Genomic DNA, 20,116 nt, shown 5'->3' on the forward strand with positions numbered 1-20,116 from the left:
GTAATTTTCATAACCTTACTTAGGCTTATTTTAACTAGGTATAGCGTCGTGGCGTTATTCGCGTCATGCGATGTTTAAGCCTGTGTTCAGCAATTTGTTGTGTTCTTTTAGGGTATTGCAGCCGTTGTTCAACGGGTTGCCTCTACTGCGAGCGAAACCTTCCTGCGAGGAGCAAGGAGTCAAGATGTTTGATATAGTCGAACTGTCACGTTTACAGTTTGCCTTGACAGCAATGTATCATTTCCTGTTTGTGCCACTAACGCTCGGGATGGCGTTCCTGCTGGCTATCATGGAAACGGTCTACGTACTGTCTGGCAAACAAATTTATAAAGATATGACCAAGTTCTGGGGCAAGCTGTTTGCGATCAACTTCGCACTCGGCGTGGCTACCGGGCTGACCATGGAGTTCCAGTTTGGGACCAACTGGTCTTACTTCTCTCACTATGTCGGTGATATCTTCGGGGCTCCACTGGCGATCGAAGGCCTGATGGCGTTTTTCCTGGAGTCCACCTTCGTCGGGTTGTTCTTCTTCGGCTGGGATCGCCTGAGCAAAGTGCAGCATATGGCAGTGACCTGGCTGGTCGCTCTGGGTTCCAACTTCTCCGCGTTGTGGATTCTGATTGCCAACGGCTGGATGCAAAACCCTATCGCCTCCGATTTCAACTTTGAAACCATGCGTATGGAGATGGTGAGTTTCGCGACACTGGTCTTCAACCCGGTTGCGCAGGTGAAATTCGTGCATACGGTTGCAGCCGGTTACTGTACGGGCGCGATGTTCATTCTGGGCATCAGTTCTTACTATCTGCTGAAAGGCCGCGATATCGCGTTCGCCAAGCGTTCATTCGCTATCGCCGCCAGCTTCGGCATGGCCTCCGTGCTTTCCGTTATCGTGCTGGGTGACGAATCCGGTTACGAAATGGGCGACGTTCAGAAAACCAAGCTGGCAGCAATTGAAGCCGAATGGGAAACACAGCCTGCTCCTGCCGCGTTCACCCTGTTCGGTCTGCCGGATCAGGAAGCCAGAGAGAACAAATACGCGATTCAGGTTCCTTATGTTCTGGGTCTGATCGCGACGCGTTCCACGGATAAAACCGTGACCGGTCTGAAAGAGTTGATGGAGCAGCATGAAGTGCGCATCCGTAATGGGATGAACGCCTATCATCTGCTTGAGCAGCTGCGCGCGGGTAACACTGACCCTGCGGTTCGCGAAGCCTTCAACGCCAGCAAGCAGGATCTCGGATACGGCATGCTGCTGAAACGCTATACGCCGCAGGTTTCCGATGCGTCCGAAGCGCAGATTCAGATGGCGGTGAAAGATTCTATCCCTCACGTCGCGCCGCTGTACTTCTCGTTCCGCATCATGGTGGCTTGCGGGATCCTGATGCTGATCATTATCGGCCTCTCTTTCTGGACCGTACTTCGCAACAAGATTGGTCAGCGGAAATGGCTGCATCGTGCCGCGCTGTACGGCATTCCGTTGCCGTGGATCGCCGTGGAAGCGGGATGGTTTGTCGCAGAATATGGTCGTCAGCCTTGGGCGATTGGCGAAGTGCTGCCGACCTCTGTCGCCAACTCATCGCTGACAGCAGGCGATCTGCTGTTCTCCATGGGATTGATTTGCGGTCTGTACACGCTGTTCCTCGTCGCGGAAATGTACCTGATGTTCAAGTATGCGCGTCTGGGTCCAAGCAGCCTGAAAACGGGCGCATATCACTTTGAACAGCCGACCACCGCTGCGCCGGAAGCACGGTAACAGGAGTCCACTATGTTTGAGTATGAAGTACTGCGTTTTATCTGGTGGGCGCTTATCGGCGTACTGCTGATTGGTTTCGCCATCACCGATGGCTTCGATATGGGTGTCGGGATGCTGGTCCGCCTGATGGGCCGCAGCGACGTTGAACGTCGCGTGATGATTAACTCCATCGCTCCTCACTGGGACGGTAACCAGGTTTGGCTGATCACGGCGGGGGGCGCGTTGTTTGCCGCCTGGCCGATGGTCTACGCCGCTGCGTTTTCCGGCTTCTATGTCGCAATGATCCTGGTGCTGGCGTCGCTATTCTTCCGTCCGGTGGGTTTTGACTACCGTTCGAAGATTGAAGACGCGCGCTGGCGCAATATGTGGGACTGGGGCATTTTCATCGGTAGCTTCGTGCCGCCTCTCGTCATCGGCGTTGCTTTCGGTAACCTGCTGCAGGGCGTTCCGTTCCATATCGACGCTTACCTGCGCCTGTACTACACCGGTAACTTCTTCCAGCTGCTGAATCCCTTTGGCCTGCTGGCGGGCGTGGTCAGCGTGAGCATGATTCTGGCTCAGGGCGCGACCTACCTGATGATGCGTACCAACGGTGAACTGCACCTGCGTGCTAAAGGCGTTGCGCAACTGGCGTCGCTGGTGCTGTTTATTACGTTCGCCCTGGCCGGTGTGTGGGTGGTCTACGGTATCGACGGCTACACTGTGACGTCGGCGATCAATACGGCTGCGGAATCTAACCCGCTGCGTAAAGAAGTGGTCCATCAGGCAGGCGCCTGGTTAGTCAACTTCAACCATTATCCTGTTCTGTGGGCTGTGCCCTTGTTGGGTGTGGTGTTCCCGCTGTTTACGGTGCTGATGGCCCGCGTGGAAAAAGGCGCGATGGCGTTCCTGTTTTCCTCGCTGAGCATTGCCTGCGTTATCCTGACGGCCGGTATTACGATGTTCCCGTTTGTTATGCCGTCGATCACGATGCCGAACGCTAGCCTGACCATGTGGGATGCCACATCCAGTCTGCTGACGCTGAAAGTCATGACCTGCGTGGCGATCGTCTTCGTCCCGATCATTCTGTGCTACACCACCTGGTGCTACTACAAAATGTTCGGTCGCATCACCAAAGAGCATGTCGAGCAGAACTCGCATTCCCTGTACTAAGTAAGGAGCTTATTTTATGTGGTATTTTGCCTGGATACTCGGAACGCTTCTTGCCTGCTCGCTGGGCGTGATCACCGCGTTGGCGATCGAGCACATTGAAGATGCCAAAGCGGTTAAAGACGACGCGTGATGAGTCAATTTATCCATCGTCTCTACAGCATCATGGACAAGGGCCCGTTACGGGCCCTTTCCCTGATCATGGCCCTGCTGTTAGCGGGATGCGTTTTTTGGGATCCGTCGCGCTTTGCGGCGAAAACCAGCACGATGGCCGTTTGGCAGGCATTTGTCCTGATGTGGGCGGTCTGTACGGGCGTGATTCACGGGACCGGATTTAGACCGCAGCGGCTGCGCTGGAAGGCCTTTTTCTCACCTTCGCCTGCGGCAATCATTTTGGCCGCCGGTCTGTATTATTTCTTCCGGTAATCTTCGCGCTCAATCCCTTGTCATGTGGGCCGTTTCTGGCTCACATTTATTTACCAGCCTGTACATTCTCCCCATTCCAAACCACAATTCTCTTGCGTATAGTAGCCTGAGTTTTATCGCATGAATTGCTGGGATATAAAGTGAGTAATGAAGTGTTCTGCTGGCCTGTTCGCATCTATTATGAAGATACCGATGCAGGCGGTGTTGTTTATTACGCGCGCTATGCCGCGTTTTATGAAAGAGCTCGCACGGAGATGCTGCGTGCGCATGGCATTCATCAACAGCAACTGATGGAGCAAAGTCTTGCCTTCGTTGTTCGCAAGATGACAGTAGAGTACTTCTCTCCGGCTCGCCTTGACGATTTGCTGGAAGTTCAGAGCGAGATTGTTTCGCTTCGCCGGGCGTCAATGACGTTCACGCAGCGCATTCTCAATCCCCAAGGCGAAGTGATGAGCCAGGCTGAATTTTTGATCGCATGCATCGACCCACATCACATGAAGCCGATTGCGCTTCCTAAGTCTTTTGTCGCGGAGTTTAAGCAGTGACTGACATGAATATTCTTGATTTGTTTCTGAAGGCTAGCCTTCTCGTGAAACTCATCATGCTGATTTTAATCGGTTTTTCCATCGCGTCCTGGGCGATAATCATACAGCGCACCCGCATCCTCAACGCGGCAACGCGGGATGCTGAAGCGTTCGAAGACAAATTCTGGTCTGGCATCGAACTCTCTCGCCTTTATCAGGAGAGCCAGACGCGGCGCGAAACTTTGTCTGGAACCGAGCAGATCTTTTATGCCGGATTCAAGGAATTCGCCCGGCTGCATCGCGCCAACCATCATGCGCCCGAAGCGGCGGTTGAAGGCTCCTCGCGGGCAATGCGTATTTCGATGAATCGCGAGCTAGAAACGTTGGAAACCCATATTCCTTTTCTTGGAACCGTCGGTTCTATTAGCCCTTACATCGGCCTGTTCGGTACGGTGTGGGGGATCATGCATGCGTTCATTGCGTTAGGGGCCGTCAAGCAGGCGACGTTGCAGATGGTTGCGCCGGGGATCGCCGAAGCGCTGATCGCGACGGCTATCGGTCTGTTTGCCGCTATTCCTGCCGTCATGGCTTACAACCGTCTCAACCAACGCGTCAATAAGCTGGAACAGAACTACGATAACTTCACGGAAGAGTTTGTTGCCATCCTGCATCGTCAGGCATTCTCCAACGATAGCAACCGTTAATCAGGAGGGAGCATGGCACGTGTACGTCGAGGTCGTCGGGAACTGAAGTCCGAGATCAATATCGTCCCTTTGCTGGATGTGCTGTTGGTGCTGCTGCTGATTTTTATGGCGACAGCGCCAATCATCACGCAAAGCGTTGAGGTTGATCTGCCGGATGCCACGGATTCCAAAACCGTTTCTAGCGATGATAATCCGCCCGTGATTGTCGAGGTTTCCGGTATCGGCCGCTATAGCCTGGTGGTCGACCATAATCGTATGGAACAACTGCCGGCAGAGCAGGTGGTGGCTGAAGCGCAGTCTCGGCTTAGCGCCAATCCGAAAACGGTGTTCCTGATCGGCGGCGCTAAAGAAGTCCCGTACGATGAAATCATTAAAGCACTTAATTTACTCCACCAGGCCGGCGTGAAATCCGTAGGTCTGATGACGCAACCGATTTGAGCCGGTAAACAGAGTATGAGTGATCTATTTGGCCACACTGTATTTGGGAACGACTTGTGCTAAAGGGAAACGGACAAAACGATAAGCTAAAACGGGCTTTGATTATCTCGGCCGTTTTGCACGTCATTTTGATTGCGCTGCTGGTTATAAGCTCCTTGCACCAGTCAATGGACGCCAGCAATGGCGGCGGAGGCGGATCGGCGATCGATGCCGTGATGGTTGATCCCGGCGCCGTTGCTGAACAGTATAACCGTCAGCAGCAGCAACAAAGCGATGCTCAGCGCTCAGCGCAGTTGCGTCAGAAGCAAGCCGATCAGCAGGCCAAAGAGCTACAGGAAAAACAGGCAGCGGAACAACAGCGTCTGAAAGAGCTGGAAAAAGAGCGGTTGCAGGCGCAGGAAGAAGCAAAAAATCAGGCGCAAGCACAAGAACAGCAGCGTAAGCAGGCTGAAGAAGCGGCTCAGCAGGCCAAAGAACAGCAGAAACAGGCTGAGGCTGCGGCGGCGAAATCCAAAGCAGACGCCGAGCAACAAGCGAAAGCCGCCGCTGAAACCAAAGCCAAAGCGGAAGCGGAACAGCAAGCGAAAGCTGCCGCGGCTAAAAAGCAGGCGGAAGAGGAAGCTAAGAAACAGGCTGCCGCAGACGCGAAGAAAAAGGCTGAACAGGAAGCGAAGGCTAAAGCAGCCGAAGTGGCTAAAGAGAAAGCTGAAGCGGACGCTAAGGCAAAAGCCGCTGCTGACGCTAAAGCCAAGGCCGCCGCCGATGCCGCGAAGAAAGCGGAAGCTGCGGCAGCCAAAAAAGCCGCTGACGACAAGAAAAAGGCCGCTGCGGCTGAAGCCGCCAAGCAGGAGAGTGAAGTGGACGATCTGCTCGGTGGGCTGTCGGCAGATAAAAATGCGCCCAAATCAGGCTCTGCCGCGAGTAGCGGCGGCGCGGCTGGCGTAGGCAAGAATAAGAAAAGCGGGGCGTCCGGGGCTGCGTTAGATAGCTATGGCAGTCAGATTAGAACCGCTATTCAGAGTAAGTTTTACGATTGGGAATCCTATAAAGGCCGGACGTGTACGCTACGCGTCAAACTGGCGCCGGATGGTCTGCTAATCGATGTCACTACCGAAGGTGGCGATCCTGCTCTGTGTCAGGCTGCTATTGCGGCAGCCAAGCAGGCCAGAATTCCAAAACCGCCGAGCAGTGAAGTCTATGAAGCATTCAAGAATGCCCCGATAGACTTTAAGCCGCAGTAAGTCCGCCTAAAGTCAGGGGCAGGGTTTAAGATTATGACTATGGTCGACAGACCTGATAATCGTGTTTTGTTGACATTGGTTTTGTTCACATTCTGCTAATTTATCGCAGGTTAAGCGCCTGGATAAGGGAGATGAAATGAAGCAGGCATTTAAAGTTGCATTAGGTTTTTTGATGCTGTGGGCGGCAGTACTCCACGCGGAAGTGCGTATTGAAATCACCCAAGGGGTTGATTCCGCTCGTCCGATCGGCGTGGTTCCGTTCAAATGGGCAGGCCCTGGCGCCGCACCGGAAGAAATCGCAGGCATTGTCGGCGCGGACTTACGCAATAGCGGTAAATTCAATCCGATCGATCCTTCTCGTATGCCGCAGCAACCGGGCAGTGTCTCGGAAGTGACGCCTGCGGCGTGGACGGCATTGGGCATTGATGCCGTCGTCATCGGTCAGGTTCAGCCGAGCGCTGATGGTTACGTCATTTCTTATCAGCTGGTTGATACCTCCGGCAATGCGGGTAGCGTGCTGGCGCAGAATCAGTTCAAAGTCACCAAGCAGTGGCTGCGTTATGCGGCGCACACTGCCAGCGATGAAGTGTTCGAGAAGCTGACCGGTATTAAAGGCGCATTCCGCACGCGTATCGCTTATGTGGTTCAAACCAATGGCGGCCAGTATCCGTACGAACTGCGTGTCGCGGATTATGACGGTTATAATCAGCTTCCTGTGCATCGCTCACCTCAGCCGTTGATGTCACCAGCATGGTCTGCCGACGGCAGCAAATTGGCGTATGTCACCTTTGAGAGCGGTCGTTCTGCGTTGGTTGTGCAGACGCTGGCGAATGGCGCCATCAAACAGGTGGCCTCGTTCCCACGTCATAACGGCGCGCCGTCCTTCTCTCCTGACGGCAGCAAACTGGCGTTTGCTCTGTCCAAGAGCGGAAGCCTGAACCTGTACGTGATGAATCTGGGCTCTGGACAGATTTCTCAAGTCACCGACGGACGTAGCAACAACACGGAGCCGACCTGGTTCCCGGATAGCCAGACACTGGCCTATACTTCCGATCAGGCGGGACGTCCGCAGGTGTATAAAATTAATGTCAACGGCGGTGCGCCTCAGCGCCTGACCTGGGAAGGTGCCCAGAATCAGGACGCGGATGTCAGCAGCGACGGTAAATTTCTGGTGATGGTGAGCTCTAATAGCGGAGTGCAGCACATCGCCAAACAGGATCTGGTAACGGGTGCCGTTCAAGTATTGACGGACACGTTCCTGGACGAAACGCCAAGCGTTGCGCCTAACGGCACCATGGTAATCTACAGTTCCAAACAGGGGATGGGATCCGTGCTGCAGCTGGTTTCGACTGATGGTCGTTTCAAAGCGCGTCTTCCGGCAACTGATGGTCAGGTAAAATTCCCTGCCTGGTCGCCGTATCTCTAAATGCAAATAGCTATGATAACCTTTTGAAAGGACATAAAAATGCAATTCAATAAAGTGCTGAAAGGCCTGATGTTGGCTCTGCCGGTGCTGGCTGTTGCCGCGTGTAGCTCTAACAAACATGCTAACAACGACCAATCTTCTGAGAATGGCGTCGGCATGGGCAGCGGTATGGAAAACGGCGGCAACATGTCATCCTCTGAGCAGGCTCGCCTGCAGATGCAGGAACTGCAACGCAACAACATCGTTTACTTCGATCTGGACAAGTATGACATCCGTTCAGATTTCGCCCAGATGCTGGATTCCCATGCCGCATTCCTGCGCAGCAACCCGTCCTACAAAGTGACCATCGAAGGTCATGCGGATGAACGTGGTACGCCGGAATACAACATTGCGCTGGGCGAGCGTCGTGCGAACGCCGTGCAGATGTATCTGCAGGGTAAAGGGGTTTCTTCTGACCAGATCTCTATCGTTTCTTACGGTAAAGAAAAACCTGCGGTTCTGGGTCATGACGAAGCTGCTTACTCTAAAAACCGCCGTGCCGTTCTGGTCTACTAAGAGTATTGCATGAACAGTAACTTCAGACCTTACCTTCTAAGTCTGTCGTTACTGGTTGGCGTAGCGGCCCCCTGGGTCGCTACCGCCCAAGCGCCAATCAGTAATGCCGGCTCAGGCTCGGTGGAAGATCGAGTCACTCAACTGGAGCGAATCTCAAACGCTCACAGCCAGCTTTTAACCCAACTTCAGCAACAGCTCTCCGATAACCAGCGTGATATCGACAGCCTGCGTGGTCAGATTCAGGAAAGTCAGTATCAGCTCAATCAGGTTGTGGAGCGGCAGAAACAGATCTACCAGCAAATAGATAGCCTGAGTTCTCAGGGCGCTCAGACGACTGCTCCCGCGGCCTCAGACGCTAGCAATCCCCCTGCGGCAAGTAACACCGCTCCGACCGCGCCTGCCAGCACGGGAGACGCGAATAGCGATTACAACGCCGCCGTGGCGCTGGTGCTCGAAAAAAAGCAGTATGATCAGGCTATTGTTGCGTTGCAAAACTTCGTCAAAAAATATCCTGATTCCACTTATCAGCCCAATGCCAACTATTGGCTGGGGCAGTTGAACTACAACAAGGGTAAGAAGGACGACGCGGCCTACTATTTCGCCAATGTCGTTAAAAACTACCCGAAGTCTCCCAAAGCGTCCGAAGCCTTGTACAAGGTTGGGGTGATCATGCAGGAGAAAGGCCAGACTGATAAAGCCCAAGCGGTGTATCGTCAGGTGGTCAAGATGTATCCAAACACTGAAAGTGCCAAACTGGCGCAAAAATCTTTGTCCCACTCTTAATTTCTACGATAAGGCGCAAAACTCGCTCGATATGAGCGGCTTTTGCGCCTATTTGTTTGAGTTGTAAGCAGTTAAACGTTTTTTTTATAAAATAGGTTGCTTGGAAAAATTATCACAGTAATATATGCCGCCGTTGCCAAGGCGATAGTGAATCGCTGAAGTGATGTGGAAATTGGGTCGTTAGCTCAGTTGGTAGAGCAGTTGACTTTTAATCAATTGGTCGCAGGTTCGAATCCTGCACGACCCACCAATTTCCAGTGCTACATCTTGAAGTGTTCCGCAATGCGGGTCGTTAGCTCAGTTGGTAGAGCAGTTGACTTTTAATCAATTGGTCGCAGGTTCGAATCCTGCACGACCCACCATTTCCAGCGCTACACCTTGAAGTACTCCGCAATGCGGGTCGTTAGCTCAGTTGGTAGAGCAGTTGACTTTTAATCAATTGGTCGCAGGTTCGAATCCTGCACGACCCACCATTCAAGTTTCAAATCCCGAACTCATCCAAACTGAAACGCGCCTTTAAACCTCATGACTCACGCATTGTGAGAATGGGAATTTTCATCGGATTTTTGTACCCGACGAGGCAAAACGACAATGCGCTGTATCAGTCCTGGGGCTGAGCCCATTCATTAAAACTCTCGTGCATGCCACCAACGTCAGCGTCCAATCGACGCGCTAATGACTTCACTTCTGTCTCATGGCGGTAGTCAGCGATCTCTGTCGCGTGACGCGTATATAACCATCCAAAAGCTTTGAGTGGGGGATATGGGGAGCATTTCCCCATGTTGCTGTGGTCTCATTAAGCGTTTTTATTTCGATCTGTAGGAGAGGGTGTTTAAGGGAAAGACGGTAATGAATATTTATCAATGCGTTCTGCCGCTTTAATCAATGATTCCGTCCTGCATCCTGATCAGCCGTGACTGACCAAGGCATGCGTTAGCCTGCTTAGAGATAAAAAACACGATCCCGGACTCAATAACCACTAAGCTATCCTCGATTCTGCGGCAACTCAGCGATGTTGTCACTTGGCCTGAAAAGCCCATCCACGTTTATAACGTAGCGCCGGATTCATCGTTTCGGTTGAGCAAGATAGTTCGGTGTTGATCTTTCCTTCCATCGCGTTGCTGCGTTCCCTACCGGAACCGGGTAACCCACAGTAATGAAAACGCTCGTTGAGGCTTCGTGCATTAAAGATGTCGTCAAGCGCGACGACCTTTCCGCTAGCACATTGCCAGCATAGCGTTGGGGCGAGAGACGGCACTCCGGCTATCCTCATAAATACAATCCTTCATTTTTAATAAATTAAACCCAGGCGCAATTTATACCGCATTAAAGCGGAATTAAGTGGTGTGAAATGGCTATTTTGTTTAGTATATAAAACGCCGTCTGACTCTACGGTCAGAGGCCATGACAATACAGTGAGTTTCGGGTCAGACGAGGTGAAGATGGATTTTTTCAGTACGAGCAATATTCTGGTTCATATCCCTTTAGGCGCGAACGGTTACGACCTGTCGTGGGTTGAAGCCTTGGGGACTTTATTCGGTTTACTGTGTATCGGGTTGGCTAGCCTTGAGAAGACGAGCAATTATCTGTTCGGGCTGATCAACGTCACGTTGTTTGCATTAATTTTCTTTCAGATCCAGCTTTATGCCAGCCTGCTGCTGCAGATCTTTTTCTTCGGCGCAAATATCTACGGGTGGTATGCGTGGAGTCGTAAGACCAGCGCCGATGAATCCGAGTTGCGTATCCGCTGGCTGTCTCTGCCGCAGGCTCTGGGATGGAGCGCCGCCTGCATCGTGGCGATTGGCCTGATGACGTTTTATATCGACGCGCTTTTTGCGCTGTTGACCGATATCGCCGTGATGCTGATGAAAGGCATCGGAATCAGCGTTGAGCGTCCACAGCTACAGCCAGATGCTTTCCCCTTCTGGGATTCCACAATGACCGTGCTGTCCATCGTAGCGATGATCCTGATGACGCGTAAATACGTTGAAAACTGGCTGGTCTGGGTGGTCATCGATGTTATCAGCGTGGTGATCTTTGCCTATCAGGGCGTCTATGCAATGTCACTGCAATACGCCATCCTGACGCTGATAGCCCTCAACGGCTCCTGGCTGTGGATAAAGGGCGCACGCGAGAATCAGTCGCGCCCTCTGGCCCGAGCCGGCTAACAGCGACTGAGCGCCATCAGTGGTGATGATGATGATGGTGCTCGCCGGCCACTTGCTGAATATGGCAGTGGCCGTGATCGCAGTGGTGATATTCCATCTGGATGGTCACATGGTCTATCTGATAACGCTGCAGCAGGTAGTCCTGGATTTGTTGCAACAGGGCGTCGTGATCGTCAGGGGGCGTCACCTGCGCGTGCAGGGTTAGCATCGGCTTTTCTCCGACCTGCCATAGATGGACATGGTGTACGTTCTGCACCGCCGGAATATCGGCGCTTAAATCCCGCTTTAACGCCCCTGCATCAATCTGTGCGGGCGACCCTTCCAGCAACTCATGAAGACTTTCTTTCAGCAATGACCACGCGCTACGTAAGATCAGCACTGATACCACCAGGGATAAAATGGGATCAATCGGCGTCCAACCGGTCACCATGATAATGAGCGCTGCGGCAATCGCGCCGACCGAGCCCAACATATCGCCTAGCACATGCAGAGCCGCGGCTCGGACGTTCATGTTTTTTTCGCCGCCGCCGCGATGTAACAGCCAGAACGCGAATAGGTTAACCAAGAGACCGCCGACGGCGATGATCAGCATCGGGACGCCCGCTATCGGCTGGGGATGGCTAAAGCGTTGAAAGGCTTCCCAGCAAATCCATACGGTGATGATAAATAACGCGATGGCGTTCACGAAAGCCGCGAGCGTGGTCAACCGCAGGAAACCAAAAGTGTGGTTGGCGGTGGGACGACGCGCCGCGAAGCGTACGGCCAGCAAGGCCACCAGCAGCGCGGCGGTGTCAGTCAGCATATGTCCGGCGTCCGCCAGCAGCGCGAGGGAGCCTGAGATCAGCCCACCGACTGTTTCAACGACCATGAAAACGGCGGTGATCGTAAACGCCGCCAGCAGTCGTTGACTATTGTTCTGTTCTTTAGAGCGAGATTGGGTCATCGAATGACTTCCTGTTTACATGCCTGTTTTAACTGTATGTCAAACGGGACAAAAAACCCACATTCGCATCGGGAAAGGGAATTCATTGCTGGGAAACACCGTAGGCGCCTGGGTATTCCTCGGACGAGGGTGAATTATTCAGGGATTTTAGTCGTTAGCTTGTTTTATAATGCATCATCCGCGGGGTTTCCTGCTTTTATTTGTGGCTGACGGGATTGTGGGCAATGACCACAGGCTAAGCCCACCGTTCGGGAATGATTGGGATTACTATGAGTTATCAAAACGACGATTTAAGAATTAAAGAGATCAAAGAGTTGTTGCCACCTGTCGCGCTGCTGGAGAAATTTCCCGCGACGGAAAATGCCGCCAAGACGGTATCTCAGGCCCGCTCTGCCATCCATAAAATACTGCACGGCGGCGATGATCGTCTGCTGGTGATTATCGGTCCTTGCTCCATTCACGATGTTAAAGCCGCGAAAGAGTACGCGGCTAAGCTGGGGGAGCTTCGTCAGGAACTGAATGGCGAGCTGGAAATCGTCATGAGAGTTTATTTTGAGAAACCGCGTACGACGGTGGGCTGGAAAGGACTTATCAACGACCCTTACATGGACCACAGCTTCCAGATCAATGACGGCCTGCGCATCGCTCGCAAACTGTTGCTGGATATCAACGATACCGGCCTGCCGGCGGCGGGCGAGTTCCTGGATATGATCACGCCGCAGTATCTGGCCGATCTGATGAGCTGGGGCGCGATTGGCGCGCGTACCACAGAGTCTCAGGTACACCGTGAGCTCTCTTCCGGTCTGTCTTGCCCGGTTGGATTCAAAAACGGCACCGACGGCACGATCAAGGTCGCCATCGATGCGATTAACGCCGCTCAGGCGCCGCACTGCTTCCTGTCCGTGACCAAGTGGGGCCACTCCGCTATCGTGAATACCAGCGGCAACAATGACTGCCATATCATTTTGCGCGGCGGTAAAGAGCCTAACTACAGCGCGAAGCACGTGCAGGAAGTGAAAGTTGGTTTGGAAAAAGCCGGATTGACGCCGCAGGTGATGATCGACTTTAGCCACGCCAACAGCAGCAAACAGTTCAAGAAACAGATGGACGTAGGTACTGATGTCTGTGCGCAGATCGCGGGTGGCGAAAAAGCCATAATGGGCGTGATGATCGAAAGTCATCTGGTCGAAGGCAATCAAAACCCGGATAGCGGCGAGGCGCTGGTGTACGGTAAAAGCATCACCGATGGGTGCATTGGCTGGGATGATACCGCAACGCTGCTGCGTCAGTTAGCCGGAGCTGTGCGTCAACGCCGCGGCTAATCGTCTGTCAGAACGATCAAATAAAAACCACCGCCTTTATGGCGGTGGTTTCACATTGGGGCAGCGAAGGACGGGATAGGGGAAGAGGTGTGTGAGCCCTGAGTCTGCCTGGTTTGGTTGATTCCGTCTATGTCCGCTTCATTGGACAATAGGGGGAACTCTCTGAGGAGGCGTGCATCATGTCTCGTCAGCGTCTGCGAAAAGCTCTCAGAGTAAAGTGACGTATCCGCAGTCTTCCATCGCCTCTTTGAGAAGTGATTTAAGACGGGCATAAAAAAACCCGGCCTGAGCCGGGTTTTTTATTAGGTGGAAGCGAAATTACTTCGCTTTACCCTGGTTCGCTACTGCTGCAGCTTTAGCGGCGATTTCGTCCGCGTTGCCCAGGTAGTAACGTTTGGTCGGTTTGAAGTTTTCGTCAAATTCGTAAACCAGCGGTACGGCAGTCGGGATGTTCAGTTCCAGAATTTCGTCTTCGCTCAGGTTGTCCAGATATTTGACCAGCGCACGCAGTGAGTTACCGTGGGCAGCAATGACAATGCGCTCACCGCTTTTCAGACGCGGCAGAATGGTTTCATTCCAGAACGGGACCACGCGATCGATGGTCAGCGCCAGGCTTTCAGTCAGCGGCAGCTCTTCGTCGGTCAGAGAAGCATAACGCGCATCGTGGCCCGGGAAACGGTCGTCTTCACGAGTCAGTTCCGGCGGAGTCACGGCAAAACCACGACGCCACAGTTTCACCTGATCGTCACCGTATTTATCAGCGGTTTCGGATTTGTTCAGTCCCTGCAAAGCACCGTAATGGCGTTCGTTCAGTTTCCAGCTTTTTTCTACTGGCAGCCAAGCCTGATCCAGTTCGTCCAGTACGTTCCACAGCGTGTGGATGGCACGTTTCAGCACGGAGGTGTAAGCGAAATCGAAAGAAAAACCTTCTTCTTTCAGTAATTTACCAGCCTGTTTGGCTTCGTTGACGCCTTTTTCAGACAGTTCAACGTCCATCCAGCCGGTGAAGCGGTTTTCTTTGTTCCACTGGCTTTCGCCGTGTCGTACCAGTACCAGCTTAGTTACAGCCATAGCTTAACTCCTTCAGATCCTAAGATTTCTGTAATGACTGGCCACATTATAGGGCTGTAGAACAGTCATCGGCAATCGCTTGTCGTCTCACTGTCAGTTTATTGCGCGCAATTGCGGCATAAAACAGCTAGCTTGATCGGTTCAGCTTGTCACTTTCCCCAAATGCCAGAGTATCAGGGGACCGATGACCGAAAAGGGCGGCCAACGGGCGGCATTAAAACCGACGATCCATATAGTATCTTCTGGTGACTATTCGGGCCACCTATCGCCGGTCAGGGCTGTGGATAGTGTACTCATAATCAGCCGATGATTTTTGATCTGACCTAAGGTCGCGGACATTAGTCCAGACATCATTCATTGAGCTGCTAGAGCACGTTCGGCGCGTCATCGAAGAAAAACCGATAGCTGGTCAGCGACAGGTAGGTTTCTCCCGGCTTGAGCCAGCAGTCAGGCTGCGGCCATTCGGGGTGATGAGGACTATCCGGTAAAAACTCGCTTTCGAGCGCGATGCCAGCATAGTTAGGGTAGTGGCTACCGTTACGATCCGGCGTGCCTTCAAGCGCATTGCCGGTGTACACCTGCAACGCGGGTGCGCTAGTGCTGACGTCCAGTCTGATCCGCTTATCGCTAGACCACAACACGGCGGCAGGATGGGGCGAGGGAGTATCCTGCCGCAGTAAAAAGGCATGGTCATAGCCGCCGACCGCGCGTTGATCGTCATCCGCCAAAAAATCCTGCATCAGCGTTTTCGGCAGACGGAAATCCATGCTGCTGCCGGCAACAGACTTGATCTCGCCGAAAGGAATGCCTTCCGCGTTGGTCGGCAGAAACTGGTCGGCGAATAGCTGTAGGTGATGTTGGCGCACATCCTCAAACGTCTCGTCGAGGTTGAAATAGGCGTGGTTGGTCAGGCAGACCGGGCAGGGAGTGTCGACCTCCGCACGATAGGTGATCGTCAGCTGATTGTCGTCGGTGAGATGATAATGCGCTTCTACGGTGAGATGACCGGGAAACCCCTGATCGCCCGCTAGAGAGTGCAGCTGATAGGTGATGGCATTCTCGCTGTGCTGGACAATCTGCCAACGACGCGCATTAAACCCGACAGGGCCGCCATGCAGCTGGTTTTTTCCGCTGTTGGCCGCGAGAGGAGTGACGTGTCCGCTTTTCTCAATGACCGCATCGGCAATCCGGTTGGCATAGCGACCAACGGAGGCGCCCAGGTAGGCGCTTTGACGAGGATAATCTTCGGGCGCGCAGCCGAGCAGGACTTCACGGGTTTCATTGGGGGGCAGCGGCAGTAGACAAGACGTCCACGTCGCGCCCCAGTCCATCACGGTGACAGACATACCGGAGGCATTTCGCAGTATATGTCGTTGAAAAGGCTGACCATCCGGGGCCAGCATATCGGTTGTTTCACTATGCATTGCGCTCTCCACTTCGCGACTGACAACGCGTCCCGCTAAGTGATACGGCGCGGAGAGACGCCATTGCCGTCGAAATTAGTCAGGAAAGCCCGTCGGATGAGAAGACTGCCAGCGCCAGACGTCGGCGGCCATTTCATCCAGAGTCCGTGCCACGCGCCAGTTGAGATCGCGGGCCGCTTTTTCCGCATCCGCCCAGTAGGCGGGTAAATCGCCTTCACGTCGCGGCGCGAAGTGATAAGGCACAGGTTTGCCGCAGGCTTTGCTGAATGAGGCAACGACCTGCAACACGCTGTAACCCACGCCAGCTCCCAAATTATAGATGTGGACGCCGGGCTGGCGATGCAGCGTGTTCATGGCGGCGATGTGACCGTCCGCCAAATCGACAACGTGAATATAGTCTCTTACGCCAGTGCCATCGGCGGTAGGGTAATCGTTGCCGAATATCGCCAGGGAATCGCGGCGACCCACGGCGACCTGCGCAATATATGGCATCAGATTATTGGGGATCCCCTGCGGATCTTCCCCCATTTCACCCGACGGATGCGCGCCGACCGGATTGAAATAGCGCAGCAGCACGATACTCCACTCTGGTTCAGCGCGTTGTAGATCCTGCAGGATCTGCTCCACCATCAGTTTGCTACGCCCGTAGGGACTGGCAGGCATGCCCGTGAGAAAACTTTCCTGATAGGGGATCTGCGGCTGATCGCCGTAGACCGTGGCCGAAGAGCTGAATATCAGCGTTTTGACGTTGGCTTTTCTCATCGCGTCGACCAGCGTCAGCGTCCCATAGACGTTGTTATCATAGTAGTCGATCGGCTTTTGCACCGACTCGCCCACCGCTTTGAGACCGGCAAAGTGAATCACGGCATCAATTACATGTTCGGAGAAAATTTCATCCAGCAGCTGTCGGTCGCGGATGTCGCCCTGATAGAAGATAGGAATTTGATCGCTGAGTCGCGCGATGGTGGGGACGACGCTCGCTTTGCTGTTGCACAGATTATCGAGAATGATGGGCTGATGGCCTGAGGCGATCAACTGCACGCAGGTATGGCTTCCTATGTAACCGCTCCCACCTGTAACCAGTACCTTCATAATGACCTCTAGTCAAAAAATAGGGAAAAGAGGGAGCATGCAAAGCCCGACGTAAAATCGATTGAAAAGGGGAACAATGCGCTTTGTTGAGCCTGATGCTCTCATCATGAAGACAGTGTACAAACTTCCACGAAACAATTAAGTGTTTTACCTACAGAATAAGCTGAAAAGTAAATTCGTGGAATCGCTCTCACAAAGGTGGTCTGATGGCCGGAGCGTTAAACGGACGGACCCGACGACATCGCCGGGTCATACTGGTCAACTCAGCACGCCTCTTGCTGGTAGCGGTAGGTTGAACCTTCCGGGACAAACTCCAGGCGATGCGTGATGCAGTGCGGCGCATCTTCCGCATGGTGCGAGACGAACAGCAGCTGCGTGTCGCCTTCTCTAATCAGTCGGTCCAGCCAGCTGCGGATCAGCTGACGATTTATCGGATCTAATCCCTGCAATGGCTCGTCAAGGATCAGCAGGGCGGGGTGTTTCACCAGCGCGCGGACGATCAGTACCAGACGCTGCTGTCCCCAGGATAACGATTGGAAGGGCGCATCCGCCGTGGCGTCGGGCAGACCCAGCAATGACAGCCACTCCGCCGTGAGTTGGTTTTGCCGGTCGGAAGCGGTTTGATACACGCCGATAGAGTCGAAAAATCCGGAAAGAATGACGTGGCGGACGCTGATGCTGACGCGATAGTCCATATGCAGGCTGCTGCTGACGTAACCGATGTGTCGCTTGATGTCCCAGATGGTTTCACCGCTGCCCCGTCGACGGCCAAACAGCGTCAGATCGTTGCTGTAGCCCTGCGGATGGTCACCGGTGATCAGACTCAGCAGCGTCGATTTCCCTGCTCCGTTAGGCCCGATAATCTGCCAGTGCTGGCCGGGCATCACGGTCCAACTGAGGTCGTCCAGTATCCGGCGGTCGTCGTAGCTCACGACTCCGTGATGAAGTTGGATCAACGGCTGTTGCGATGCGTCTGGGCTGCCTTGCGGGCGCGGCGATTCTGGCTCTGGTAAACGGGCATCGTGGAGTTTCTCGCTGTAGGCCAGCTGCGCCACCAGCTCATCCGCCATAATCTTCTCGCGTTGGCCTTGACGGGTGAGCGAACAGTCCGCCAGTACCCCGACGTGTTCGACAAACGCGGGAATGTCCTCGAAGCGATTGATGATCAGCACCAGCGTATAGCCCTGTGTCGTCAACTGCGCTAACAGGTCGCTCAGCTGTTGACGGGAACCGACGTCCAGCCCATCGAACGGTTCGTCCAGAATCAGCAGGTCAGGCTGCGGCATCAGCGCCTGACACAGCATAACCTTACGCGTTTCGCCCGTGGACAGATGCTTAAAACGCCGTTGCAGCAGAGGGGCGATGCCGAACTGTTCGGCCAGCGCGGAACAGCGCGCGTCGTCGCTGATGGCGTCCTGAATCACTTCTGCGGTGGTGCGGCCGGTATCATTTTCGCCTTCGCTCAGCATATCGGTATTGTTACGCTGCCACTCCTGGTTCACCAACTGTTGCAACTGTTCGAACGACAGCCGCGCGATGCGCTGAAAGTCGCACTGTCGCTGGCCTTCCAGCAACGGCAACTCGCCGGATATAGCCTTTGCCAGCACCGATTTGCCGCTGCCGTTGGCGCCGACGAACGCCCAGCTCTCTTTTTGGCGGACGGTGACGTCATCCAGCCAAAACGTGCGGGTGTCGCTGAGTCGATAGCGTGCCTGATGCAGTTGCAAAAATGACATAGTGGTTTCCTTAGTGAGTATTCCTGCGCCCTTTATTTTGTCGGCGTGCGAGTCATCGGCGCATTTTCGGCTCAGCACAGCGTGGCGATAATCACCTGCTCAGCGCTAAAGCTGGCGTTGACGCACTGGTCGAGCCGAAGCGCATAGCGCGCAACGGTGGCGTTGGAGAGCGTCGCGCACAGCACTTCTCCCCCGGTGAGCGTCACCCATATTTCGCTGTGATCGAGGCCTGTTTGCAGGTGGGTGATTTTGCCCGGCAGGATGTTATCCGCGTTAGCGGTGGGTTGATCCTGCGGAGTGACGCTCACCCAGGGCGCCTTGACCAATGCCAGCACCTCTTTGCCCTGCGTCAGCTGCAAGCGTTCCGCGCTTTGGGCGGTAATCGCGGCTTGAATTCGGGTGTTGCCGTCGGCCAGTAGAATTTCCAAATGTTGCTGAACCGGCTGTTCCGCCCGGCTGATTAGCGTGCCGAACAGCTGGTTGCGTGCGCTGGTTTGCAGGGAAAAACGCGCGATGGCGGCTAGCAGACTGTCGAGCGGCAGCTTGTCTTGCTGCAGGACATCGAAGGCTTTCTGTTGAATCTGCGCTAAGAGATCATACAGCTGGATCAAGCGTTCCCCGTAGCTCGTGACCGCCGCGCCGCCGCCGCCTTTGCCGCCGGTCACTCGGTCGACGAGGGTCTGGTCGGCCAGCTGATTCATTTCGTTGATGGCGTCCCAGGCGCTTTTATAACTGATACCGGCTAACCTGGCTCCCTGACTGATGGAACCCGTCTGCTTGATCTGTTTGAGCAGCGCAATGCGGCGGGGATCGGCAAACAGACGCTGTTGCAGTTTCAGGGTAAGAAGAATTTCTGCTTGCATGGCAATAGGTTCCATTGAGAGAAGCGCGTCGGCGAAAGGTATTGTCACCATTTTTTCCGCGGCGGGCAAATCGCACGAAAGGCCGCATTAATTCATACTTTTCGGGTAGACTGTTTACAAGCGCGGGCTAGCATTTGACGGTAGCCTGATGAATCTGGATTGCTGTCTTGCCACGACAGCCATTGCTTCAAGTGAGGTCGACATGTTGGAGTTGCTGAGTAGTCTGCTGTTTGCGGTATGTATGGTACCGGTGATGATGGCCTTGATTCTGGGGTGCATCTACGGTCTGGGCGAGGTGTTTAACGTCTTCTCCGCCCTGGGTCATCACGAGTCCAAATCTTCACAAAAAGCGTCCTGATCCCCTATCTTTAAAAGTCCGGCGTTCGCCGGACTTTTTCCTGTCATTATTTCGTCAATTCAGCTTCCACAAAGCAGATGTCATTTTGTAACTACCGTTATATTATCGCCTACACAACGGTAAAATAACGGGGAACATTG

The 20,116-nt window shown here is 53.8% G+C and carries 20 protein-coding genes and 3 tRNA genes; 17 read left to right on the forward strand and 6 right to left on the reverse strand.

The window, feature by feature from the left end:
• The first annotated feature begins 184 nt into the window (after window positions 1–184).
• From cydA to pnuC, 15 genes are all read left to right on the forward strand, one after another.
• A complete protein-coding gene (gene cydA, locus CKQ53_RS10655) occupies window positions 185–1,753 on the forward strand; it encodes a cytochrome ubiquinol oxidase subunit I (protein WP_085652433.1) in 1,569 nt (522 codons plus the stop codon).
• A 12-nt stretch (window positions 1,754–1,765) separates the two neighbouring features.
• Window positions 1,766–2,905, forward strand: a complete 1,140-nt coding sequence (gene cydB, locus CKQ53_RS10660) for a cytochrome d ubiquinol oxidase subunit II (protein ID WP_085652432.1) — start codon at window positions 1,766–1,768, stop codon at window positions 2,903–2,905.
• Between the two features lie 16 nt (window positions 2,906–2,921).
• Complete coding sequence (gene cydX / locus CKQ53_RS10665; protein ID WP_085652431.1) at window positions 2,922–3,035, forward strand: cytochrome bd-I oxidase subunit CydX; 114 nt, start codon at window positions 2,922–2,924, stop codon at window positions 3,033–3,035.
• A complete protein-coding gene (ybgE, locus tag CKQ53_RS10670; RefSeq protein ID WP_094117671.1) occupies window positions 3,035–3,328 on the forward strand; it encodes a cyd operon protein YbgE in 294 nt (97 codons plus the stop codon). Before cydX ends, ybgE begins: the two co-directional genes overlap by 1 nt.
• 140 nt (window positions 3,329–3,468) lie before the next feature.
• A complete protein-coding gene (gene ybgC, locus CKQ53_RS10675; protein ID WP_094117737.1) occupies window positions 3,469–3,873 on the forward strand; it encodes a tol-pal system-associated acyl-CoA thioesterase in 405 nt (134 codons plus the stop codon).
• Window positions 3,870–4,556: a Tol-Pal system protein TolQ gene (gene tolQ / locus CKQ53_RS10680; RefSeq protein ID WP_085652429.1), complete on the forward strand. Its 687-nt coding sequence runs from the start codon at window positions 3,870–3,872 to the stop codon at window positions 4,554–4,556. The genes ybgC and tolQ overlap by 4 nt, the downstream gene beginning before the upstream one ends.
• Before the next feature lie 12 nt (window positions 4,557–4,568).
• A complete protein-coding gene (tolR, locus tag CKQ53_RS10685; protein WP_085652428.1) occupies window positions 4,569–4,994 on the forward strand; it encodes a colicin uptake protein TolR in 426 nt (141 codons plus the stop codon).
• A gap of 56 nt (window positions 4,995–5,050) precedes the next feature.
• Window positions 5,051–6,235 (forward strand): cell envelope integrity protein TolA, encoded by a 1,185-nt coding sequence (gene tolA, locus CKQ53_RS10690; protein ID WP_094117672.1) that lies wholly within the window; start codon window positions 5,051–5,053, stop codon window positions 6,233–6,235.
• Window positions 6,236–6,371: 136 nt separating this feature from the next.
• On the forward strand, window positions 6,372–7,661 hold the full coding sequence (tolB, locus tag CKQ53_RS10695; protein WP_094117673.1) for a Tol-Pal system beta propeller repeat protein TolB: 1,290 nt from the start codon (window positions 6,372–6,374) through the stop codon (window positions 7,659–7,661).
• Window positions 7,662–7,700: 39 nt separating this feature from the next.
• A complete protein-coding gene (pal, locus tag CKQ53_RS10700; protein WP_094117674.1) occupies window positions 7,701–8,216 on the forward strand; it encodes a peptidoglycan-associated lipoprotein Pal in 516 nt (171 codons plus the stop codon).
• 9 nt (window positions 8,217–8,225) lie between these two features.
• The gene (cpoB, locus tag CKQ53_RS10705) at window positions 8,226–8,999 is read left to right on the forward strand and encodes a cell division protein CpoB (RefSeq protein WP_118894973.1); all 774 of its coding nucleotides are present in this window, start codon (window positions 8,226–8,228) and stop codon (window positions 8,997–8,999) included.
• 174 nt (window positions 9,000–9,173) lie between these two features.
• Window positions 9,174–9,249 (forward strand) — tRNA-Lys (locus CKQ53_RS10710).
• A gap of 36 nt (window positions 9,250–9,285) precedes the next feature.
• Window positions 9,286–9,361: transfer RNA gene (locus tag CKQ53_RS10715), tRNA-Lys, on the forward strand.
• A 35-nt stretch (window positions 9,362–9,396) separates the two neighbouring features.
• A tRNA-Lys gene (locus tag CKQ53_RS10720) sits at window positions 9,397–9,472 on the forward strand.
• 969 nt (window positions 9,473–10,441) lie between these two features.
• Window positions 10,442–11,167 (forward strand): nicotinamide riboside transporter PnuC, encoded by a 726-nt coding sequence (gene pnuC, locus CKQ53_RS10725; protein WP_118894975.1) that lies wholly within the window; start codon window positions 10,442–10,444, stop codon window positions 11,165–11,167.
• A 16-nt stretch (window positions 11,168–11,183) separates the two neighbouring features.
• Here the strand turns inward: pnuC and zitB are convergent, their stop codons facing one another.
• The gene (gene zitB / locus CKQ53_RS10730) at window positions 11,184–12,110 is read right to left on the reverse strand and encodes a CDF family zinc transporter ZitB (protein ID WP_094117675.1); all 927 of its coding nucleotides are present in this window, start codon (window positions 12,108–12,110) and stop codon (window positions 11,184–11,186) included.
• 269 nt (window positions 12,111–12,379) lie between these two features.
• On the opposite strand from zitB, the gene aroG reads away from it, so the two are divergent.
• Window positions 12,380–13,432 carry a 3-deoxy-7-phosphoheptulonate synthase AroG gene (gene aroG, locus CKQ53_RS10735; protein WP_085653514.1) on the forward strand — a complete coding sequence of 351 codons (1,053 nt, stop codon included), beginning with the start codon at window positions 12,380–12,382 and terminating at the stop codon, window positions 13,430–13,432.
• Between the two features lie 318 nt (window positions 13,433–13,750).
• Here the strand turns inward: aroG and gpmA are convergent, their stop codons facing one another.
• The 5 genes from gpmA to modE form a co-directional block, all read right to left on the reverse strand.
• Window positions 13,751–14,503 (reverse strand): 2,3-diphosphoglycerate-dependent phosphoglycerate mutase, encoded by a 753-nt coding sequence (gene gpmA, locus CKQ53_RS10740; protein ID WP_085653515.1) that lies wholly within the window; start codon window positions 14,501–14,503, stop codon window positions 13,751–13,753.
• Between the two features lie 365 nt (window positions 14,504–14,868).
• Entirely contained in the window at window positions 14,869–15,927 is a 1,059-nt protein-coding gene (gene galM, locus CKQ53_RS10745) for a galactose-1-epimerase (RefSeq protein ID WP_118894977.1), read from the reverse strand.
• 75 nt (window positions 15,928–16,002) lie between these two features.
• Window positions 16,003–17,019 carry a UDP-glucose 4-epimerase GalE gene (galE, locus tag CKQ53_RS10750; RefSeq protein ID WP_094117676.1) on the reverse strand — a complete coding sequence of 339 codons (1,017 nt, stop codon included), beginning with the start codon at window positions 17,017–17,019 and terminating at the stop codon, window positions 16,003–16,005.
• A 263-nt stretch (window positions 17,020–17,282) separates the two neighbouring features.
• Window positions 17,283–18,755, reverse strand: a complete 1,473-nt coding sequence (modF, locus tag CKQ53_RS10755) for a molybdate ABC transporter ATP-binding protein ModF (protein ID WP_094117677.1) — start codon at window positions 18,753–18,755, stop codon at window positions 17,283–17,285.
• A gap of 71 nt (window positions 18,756–18,826) precedes the next feature.
• On the reverse strand, window positions 18,827–19,618 hold the full coding sequence (modE, locus tag CKQ53_RS10760; RefSeq protein WP_094117678.1) for a molybdenum-dependent transcriptional regulator: 792 nt from the start codon (window positions 19,616–19,618) through the stop codon (window positions 18,827–18,829).
• A 202-nt stretch (window positions 19,619–19,820) separates the two neighbouring features.
• On the opposite strand from modE, the gene CKQ53_RS10765 reads away from it, so the two are divergent.
• A complete protein-coding gene (locus CKQ53_RS10765; RefSeq protein WP_094117679.1) occupies window positions 19,821–19,976 on the forward strand; it encodes an AcrZ family multidrug efflux pump-associated protein in 156 nt (51 codons plus the stop codon).
• Window positions 19,977–20,116: the final 140 nt, after the last annotated feature.

Origin of the sequence: Lonsdalea britannica, from assembly GCF_003515985.1 — a bacterium.
Taxonomy (GTDB): domain Bacteria; phylum Pseudomonadota; class Gammaproteobacteria; order Enterobacterales; family Enterobacteriaceae; genus Lonsdalea; species Lonsdalea britannica.